Origin of the sequence: Thermomonospora echinospora, assembly GCF_900108175.1 — a bacterium.
Classification (GTDB): domain Bacteria; phylum Actinomycetota; class Actinomycetes; order Streptosporangiales; family Streptosporangiaceae; genus Thermomonospora; species Thermomonospora echinospora.
This window is the reverse complement of record NZ_FNVO01000056.1, coordinates 1-2,554: the sequence shown is the minus strand read 5'-3', so window position 1 is coordinate 2,554 and position 2,554 is coordinate 1. Positions and strand designations below refer to the sequence as shown.

Here is a 2,554-nt window from a genome sequence, read left to right as displayed (position 1 = left end):
TGTTCCTGACCACCGAGGCCGTCATCGCTGAGAAGCCGGAGAAGGACAAGGCCCCGGCGATGCCGGGCGGCGACGCCGGCATGGACTTCTGAGCCGACTCGCACCTCGTCCGTAGATCCGTACGGCAGGAGGGCGGCCCCGAGCCATCGGGGCCGCCCTTCGCGGTTCTGCCGCACCCCACGAGCGCACCCCAGGAGCCCGCTGCCGACGAGCCCGTATCCCGCCGGCACCCGGCCGCCTCGACCGGCGCACGCGCCGACGCGCAGGTGCCATTGCCATGCCATTGTCGGCCAGACGCCCGATGACTGGTCCCTCGCCGTCACTGATTGGCGATACTGCGAATGTGACGGAACTCTTCAACGCACCCGCCCTCCGGGTGGAGCAGCCCCGGAAAGTGCTGGCGACCCGGGCCCGGTACGACTTCTTCGACGCCACGGGCACCCTGCTGGCGTCGGCCACCGAGACCGCCGAGCGCACCCGCCTCAAGGCGGTACGGGCGGCACTGCCCGGCAACGTGCTCGCCGGCGCGCAGACCCTGCTGGTCCACGACCCCGCCGAGACCCTCCTCCTCATCATCGAGAAGCACGACACCAACCGGCTCACCACGATCCGGCGTCCGGTCGAGGGCGCCGAGGGCGCCGAGGGGGATGCCCTGTTCGACGGCGACCTGATCGGCTCCATCCGGGCCGAACGCACCACCCGCCACTACGCGCTGCTGGACGCGGCGGACAAGCGGGTCGGCGAGGTCACCGGGGACCTGGGGCTGCGCAAGTTCAGCGTGACCGACACCGAACGCCGCCATGTCGCCCAGATCAACAAGAAGTGGGCCGGACTACGAGCGGAGATGCTGACGAACGCCGACCGCTACAGCGTCGAGATCACCGGCAAACGCATCACCGAAACGCTGCGCGCCCTCATCGTCGTGACCGCGGTCGTCCTCGACCTGACCCTCCACGAGTCCAAGGACGTCGTCTGACCTGAGCCCGCAAGATCCCTCCCGGCACTCCGCGGGGCGGCCGCCAACCGCGATCGACTCCACCGCGGCCGGGCGGCCGGATCCGGAGCACCGGCCTGCACTCGGCGTCCTGGTCCGCGGGCATGGAGGTCTGGCCGTGGCGGCGGTCACCCGGTGCCCTCGATGCCGGCGGTCATCGCACCACCCGCCACTACGCGCTGCTGGACGCGGCGGACAAGCGGGTCGGCGAGGTCACCGGGGACTTGGCGCTGGGCAAGTTCAGCGGACCTGTGCCCAACCCACTGACGGGCGGATCGGTGACGAGGCCGCCGCCCTGGTCGCCGCGCGGCTGGCCGATGCCGAGCAGGTCCGCCGGTCGCAGGTGTTGCCGATGCGGTTCCTGGCCGCCTATCGGGCGGCGCCGTCGCTGCGCTGGTCGTGGCCGTTGCAGCGGGCGTTGGACGCCTCGCTGGCGAACGTGCCCCGGAGCGTGCCTCGGCTGCCGGGGCGCACGCTGGTGCCGTCCCGGCTTGAGATGACCTTGAGATGACACGGCCACGGAGACCTTCGCGTCCTTCCAGGGGACGACGACGCGAGGTACGTTCCCTACGTGCAGGCCATGCCGGGAGGCGCTGACAAGTGGCGGATCTCACCCGCCATCCCGACGATCGCCAACTGCGCTCTTGCCGCGCTCTGGGCCTTCTCCGCCCTCGGCGGCTGGGGCGAGACGGCGTTCTGCGGGGAGGGCGGTCGGCATGACCCGAGCTGCGCCGGCGGGTTCACCACCGCCGTGCTCGCCTCCCTCGTCGCCGCGGTCCCCGCGGCGCTCATCGCCGTGATGGCCTGGACGCTTCCGGCGGTACGACGTAACACCGTCCGGCTCGAAGCAGCGCTCGCCACCGCTGCGCTGCTGTGGGTGGCCGCCGAAGGGGTTCTCTTCGTCGGCGGCTCTCTGGCCCAGTCCTGAAGCTGTCGCGCACCGGCTCCACCGGGGAGCACAACTTCCTCTCGGCATGTTTACGCAGGTGATGCGCTGGGCAGGACGAGAAGTCCACGATGGCCGCAAGCACCGGGGAGGAACGGGAACCCACCGGATCGCGCGCGTCGGTTTGACGTTGTCCGATCGGGGGCATAACGTTCTCTTCGCCCCACGGGGGAGCGGGACGCCGACAGGCGGCCGGCCCCGGGGGAACCACCAACGGACATCGGGCACGGATTCTCGTGTCTGGGGAACGGCGGTAGGTCGGAAAGGTGTAGGGTCCTGCAAGGCCCGAATCGATCCGATGAAAGGCCATCGCCCAGAAGTGGTACACTAAGGTGTACTTCGGAAAGGCGAATCAGAAAAGGCCGGCGAATTGACAAGCCGGACGGATCTGATAAACTGAGATTGGCCGCCCCGAGAAAGGACTCGCGAGAGTCCCGGACGGTGGGTGTCCGTTTCTTGAGAACTCAACAGTGTGTTAAAAGCCAGTGCCTTGTGACAGCCCCTGGTTGGTTGGGGTTGTTGTTCCTCGTCTGAGGAATTTGTTTGAGGCGATGCTCGCCGGTTGTTGTGGCTGGTGGGTGTCTGCTGGGATGTGAGTCCCGTTCAGGTTTGCC

The 2,554-nt window shown here is 68.9% G+C and carries 3 protein-coding genes; all 3 read left to right on the top strand.

From position 1 onward, the window contains the following. Positions 1-343 precede the first annotated feature (343 nt). Positions 344-976, top strand: coding sequence for a phospholipid scramblase-related protein (locus C4U03_RS39565; RefSeq protein WP_160147266.1), 633 nt, complete (start codon positions 344-346; stop codon positions 974-976). Between the two features lie 370 nt (positions 977-1,346). Continuing rightward, positions 1,347-1,505 carry a hypothetical protein gene (locus C4U03_RS39560; RefSeq protein WP_200827800.1) on the top strand — a complete coding sequence of 53 codons (159 nt, stop codon included), beginning with the start codon at positions 1,347-1,349 and terminating at the stop codon, positions 1,503-1,505. 60 nt (positions 1,506-1,565) lie between these two features. Continuing rightward, the gene (locus C4U03_RS39555; RefSeq protein WP_103945008.1) at positions 1,566-1,922 is read left to right on the top strand and encodes a hypothetical protein; all 357 of its coding nucleotides are present in this window, start codon (positions 1,566-1,568) and stop codon (positions 1,920-1,922) included. Positions 1,923-2,554 lie beyond the last annotated feature (632 nt).

Coding starts and splice junctions, on each gene's coding strand:
- C4U03_RS39560 (WP_200827800.1), top strand. CDS start 1,347: ATGCGGTTCCTGGCCGCCTATCGGGCGGCGCCGTCGCTGCGCTGGTCG.